Annotated in this window: 1 protein-coding gene; it reads left to right on the top strand. The window is 58.5% G+C overall.

Features of this window, described 5'->3' with window-relative positions; genetic code table 11:
• Positions 1-309: hypothetical protein (locus AC1RPN_RS08780; protein WP_481763807.1), on the top strand; the 309-nt coding region annotated here is incomplete at its 5' end.
• Positions 310-323 lie beyond the last annotated feature (14 nt).

Below are 323 nucleotides of genomic sequence, written 5' to 3' on the forward strand. Positions count from 1 at the left end.
ATCGTGGCCGACATCATAGCCAAACTCGATGCGGAAAACGAGAAAAAACGGCAGGCCCGTAAACGTGTGGTACCCAAGAACAAAATAGCACGTGAACTGGGGAAGAAGACGGGTGTGCTGGTCACACGCGAGGGCGCGGTGATCGCGGATGAGCGGGCAGCGGCCATCGCCCGGGCCCGGCGCGCGAACCCGAAGATGGTGCGGGACGCGGATCAGAAGCGCCGTGAATCGAGAGCCATAAACGAGGCACTTGGCATAAAAGGCAAGAAGAAACCGGTGAAGGTCGTTGACAGTCCGTATATGCTGTGAACGTCGAACGCCAC

This window comes from Dellaglioa sp. CoH-57-MRSF-20, assembly GCF_056781955.1.